At 71.1% G+C, this 4,168-nt stretch carries 3 protein-coding genes; 1 reads left to right on the forward strand and 2 read right to left on the reverse strand.

Annotated features, from left to right (window positions below; translation table 11 throughout):
• Window positions 1-911 (forward strand): LAETG motif-containing sortase-dependent surface protein (locus tag B7L92_RS14115; protein WP_107501481.1); only part of this gene is annotated, 911 nt, incomplete at its 5' end.
• Between the two features lie 145 nt (window positions 912-1,056).
• Here B7L92_RS14115 and B7L92_RS14120 read toward each other — a convergent pair.
• Together B7L92_RS14120 and B7L92_RS14125 are read right to left on the reverse strand one after the other, a co-directional pair.
• Window positions 1,057-2,874, reverse strand: coding sequence for a GMC family oxidoreductase N-terminal domain-containing protein (locus tag B7L92_RS14120; RefSeq protein ID WP_081237763.1), 1,818 nt, complete (start codon window positions 2,872-2,874; stop codon window positions 1,057-1,059).
• 92 nt (window positions 2,875-2,966) lie between these two features.
• A partial coding sequence (locus tag B7L92_RS14125; protein WP_081237765.1) for a succinic semialdehyde dehydrogenase occupies window positions 2,967-4,168 on the reverse strand: 1,202 nt, incomplete at its 5' end.

The following is a 4,168-nucleotide window of genomic DNA, read 5'->3' on the forward strand; positions in this document are numbered from 1 at the left end:
CGGCCGGCGAGGAGGGCGAGAAGGACGAGACGTCCCCCTCGCCGACCGCGACCGAGTCGACCGACCCGGCCGAGGAGAGCACTCCCTCGGCCGACGAGAGCACCCCGGCCGAGGACAGCACCCCCACGGCCGACGAGAGCACCCCGGCCGAGGACACGAGTTCGCCGGCCGCCTCTCCGTCGCCGAGCGCCAGCGAAAGCGCTCCCGCGGAGGAGGAGATCGAGCTCTGCACCGACGAGGAGGGCAACAGCACGGCCGAGCTCAGCGCCGACCTGCACAGTGGCCTGTCGGGCCTGCCCGAGACGATCGTCGCCGGCAGCGGCTGGACGGCGTTCTCGTTCAACGTGTCCAACCGCGGCGACGAGGAGATCAAGGACATCAAGCCGCTGATCGGCGTCGCGGCTTTCGGCTGGAACGAGAAGGACTACTCCGGCCAGATCACGGTCCAGGTCTTCAACAAGGCCACCGGGCAGTGGGACACGCTCGCGGACGCCGCGGGTGAGGGCGGTACGTTCGCCGCGTTCTCGCTCGGTGCCGGCCAGTCGGTCTCCTACAAGCTGCGCTTGAGCGTCAGCGGCAAGGTGCCCGACGCGCTCGGCATCACCGGCGGTTTCGCCGAGTACGCGGACACCGAGGGCTGCTGGATCGCCGACGACTCCAACGGCTGGATCTACTTCTTCGACATCCTGGCCGCCGGCTCCGGGGCGGGCAAGCCGAACGACGCCAAGCCGCAGACCGGCGGCAAGGTCGAGCTCGACAAGGTGAAGGACGTCAAGGTCACCGGCAGCCTCGCCGAGACCGGTTCCAGCTCCGCCCTGCCGATGATCGGCCTGGTCGGCGGTGCCGCCGTCGTGGCCGGCGCCGGAGCGGTGTTCGTGGTGCGCCGGCGCAAGGCCGGTGTGGAGGCGTAACGACGCCTGACCGCGTGCCGCGCGAGATGTCGCGCAGGACGAGGGAGAAGGACCTGGGCTCGGAGGGGAGCCCAGGTCCTTCTCCCTCTCCCCTTCTCCCGCGTTCTTCCTTCTTTTTCCTTCTTCTTCCGCCGCCCGCTTCCGGCTACTTCTTCGGCGGCACCGTCGGCATCCCCAGGAACGGCAGCTTCAGCGCGCCGAACGCGTCCGCCGGGACCGCCGGGGACTTCGGCTCGACCGGCTGGAGGCGCCGGTAGGCGGCGCCCTGCTCCGGACGCGGATCGGCCTCGCCCTTGTTGGGCCAGTACGACATCGCCCGCTCGGCCTGCGCCGTGATGGTCAGGGACGGGTTCACCCCCAGGTTCGCCGAGACCGCGGCCCCGTCCACGACCGAGATCCCGGGGTGGCCGTAGAGGCGGTGGTACGGGTCGATCACGCCGGTCTCGCGGGAGGCGCCGATCGGGCAGCCGCCCAGGAAGTGCGCGGTCAGCGGCATCCCCGTCAGCTCACCGATGTTGGAGCCCGCGAAGCCGTTGATCTCGGCCGCCAGCGCGGACGCGCCGTCCGTGGCCGCCTTGATCTGCTTGGGGTTGGGCGCGCCGTGGCCCTGCCGGGCGGTGAGCAGGCCTCGGCCGATCCCGGACGGCTTCAGGTACGTCGTCAGGGAGTTGTCCAGCGACTGCATCACCAGACCGATGATGGTCCGCTCCGACCAGCGCCGGTTGGAGAGGGACCGGAGCAGCAGCCAGGGGTGCCTGGCCGCGTTGCCCAGCCAGCCGAGCACCCTGGCCGCGCCCGAACCACTGCCCGCGTACGGGACCTGGAGGATGGACAGACCGCCCATCGAGTTGGAGCCGCGGCCGTAGCGGACCGGCTCGATGTGGGTGTTCTCGTCCGGGTGGATCGAGGACGTGATGGCCACACCGCGGGTGAAGTCCACCTTCGGCGCACCGGTCGCCCTGCGGTAGCGGCGGTCGTCGGTCTGGGCGCCGACGAGCGCTTCGGAGTTGGTGCGGGTCAGCTCGCCCAGCCTGTCCGACAGGTGCGGCAGCCGGCCGGCCGCCTTCATGCGGTGCAGCAGCGTCTGGGTGCCGTACGTGCCGGCGGCCAGGACGACCCGGCGGGCCCGGAAGGTGCGGTCCTTCCCCTTGCGGCGGTCGTCGGTCGGGAGCGTGACGACGGCGTAGCCGCCCCGCGGGTCCTCGGTCACCGACACGGCCGTCGTCATCGGGTGGACGACCGCGCCCGCCTTCTCGGCGAGGTGGAGGTAGTTCTCGTTGAGGGTGTTCTTCGCACCGTGCCGGCAGCCGGTCATGCACTCGCCGCACTCGGCGCAGGCCCGCCGCGACGGTCCCGCCCCGCCGAAGTAGGGGTCGGGCACCTCCTGCCCCGGCTCGGCCCTCACCTTCCCGTCCGCGTCCTCGCCGTCGCCGAAGAAGACGCCGACCGGGGCCATGTGGAAGGTGTCGCCCACGCCCATCCGCTCGGCCGCCGCCTTCAGGTGCACGTCCGACGGGGTCGTCGTCGGGTTGAGCCGGACGCCGAGCATCCGCCGCGCCTGGTCGTAGTACGGCTTCAGCTCCTCCTGCCAGTCGGTGATGTCCCGCCACTGCGGGTCGTCGAAGAAGGGCTTGGGCGGTACGTACAGGGTGTTGGCGTAGTTGAGGGAGCCGCCGCCGACACCCGCGCCGGCCAGGACCATGACGTTGCCCAGCAGATGGATGCGCTGGATGCCGTACATGCCGAGCCCGGGGGCCCACAGGTAGTTCTTCAGGTCCCAGGAGTTCTTCGGCAGGGACTCGCGGGTGAAGCGGCGGCCCGCTTCCAGGACGCCGACACGGTAGCCCTTCTCGGTCAGACGGAGTGCCGAGACCGAGCCGCCGAAGCCGGAGCCGACGACGATGACGTCGTAGTCGTACGCGGCGTCGTCGTCCGGTTCGTGGACGGGGTTCTCCTGTGACACGTGCTCTCCTCGTCGAAAGCCTCGGTGCGGGGCGGCCGGGCGGTCCGGTGGACCGGTGGTCCGGTGGTCCAGTGGTCCGGTGGTCCGGTGGCCTAGCGGAAACGGAATGCCTTCATCAGGCGCAGGCTCCGGTTCATGAACGCCGCGTACTTCTCGTCGTCCATGCCGAGCGAGGGGGCCATCGGCAGCAGCCGCTGGTGGGCGACGGTCTGGGCCTCGGTGTACTTGAGGATGCCCTCGGAGCCGTGCCGGCGGCCGAGTCCGGACTCCTTCATGCCGCCCATGGGCGACTGGACGCTGCCGTACGCGGAGGCGTACCCCTCGTTGATGTTCACGGTGCCGGTGCGCAGCCGGGCGGCGACCTCGTGACCGCGCCGGGTGTTCTTCGTCCAGACCGAGGAGTTCAGGCCGTACGAGGTGGAGTTGACGCGCTCGACCGCCTCGTCGTCGGTGGTGAAGCGGTAGACGGAGACGACCGGGCCGAAGGTCTCCTCGCAGCACAGGGTCATGGTGTCCGTGACGCCGTCGAGGATGGTCGGCTCGTAGAAGAACGGGCCGATGTCCGGGCGGGCCACGCCGCCGGCGACGATGCGCGCGCCCTTGGCGACGGCGTCCTCCACGTGCCGCTTCACGGTCTCCAGCTGGTGTCCGCTGACCAGCGATCCCATGTCCGCGCCGTAGGTCAGTGAACCGCCCAGCCGCATCGCGCGCGTGCGGGCCGCGAAGCGGTCCAGGAAGGCGTCGGCGATCGACTCGTGGACGTACAGCCGCTCGATGGAGATGCACAGCTGACCGGCGGAGGAGAAGCAGGCGCGCACGGCACCGGCCGCCGCCTTCTCGAGGTCGGCGTCCTCCAGGACCACCATGGCGTTCTTGCCGCCCAGTTCGAGGGAGACGCCGACCAGGCGGTCGGCGGCGACCGTGGCGACCTCGCGGCCGGTGCGCGTGGACCCGGTGAAGGAGACGTAGTCGCCGCGCTTGACGACCTCGGGGCCGACGACGGGACCGAGGCCGATGACGGCCTGCAGGACATCGGCGGGCAGTCCGGCCTCGATCAGCAGGTCACGGGCCCACAGGGCGGTCAGGCAGGACTCGGTGTCGGGCTTCATGACGACCGCGTTGCCGGCGACCAGGGCGGGCAGCGCGTCGCCGACGGACAGTTCGAGGGGGTAGTTCCAGGGGACGATCTGCCCGATCACCCCGCGGGGGTGGCGCAGTTCGACGGTCCTGGTCAGCACCGGTACGGCACCCGCGTGCCGCCGGGGCCCCAGGTACGCGGGTGCCGTACCGGTGC

Origin of the sequence: Streptomyces viridosporus (genome assembly GCF_002078235.1) — a bacterium.
Taxonomy (GTDB): Bacteria; Actinomycetota; Actinomycetes; order Streptomycetales; family Streptomycetaceae; genus Streptomyces; species Streptomyces viridosporus.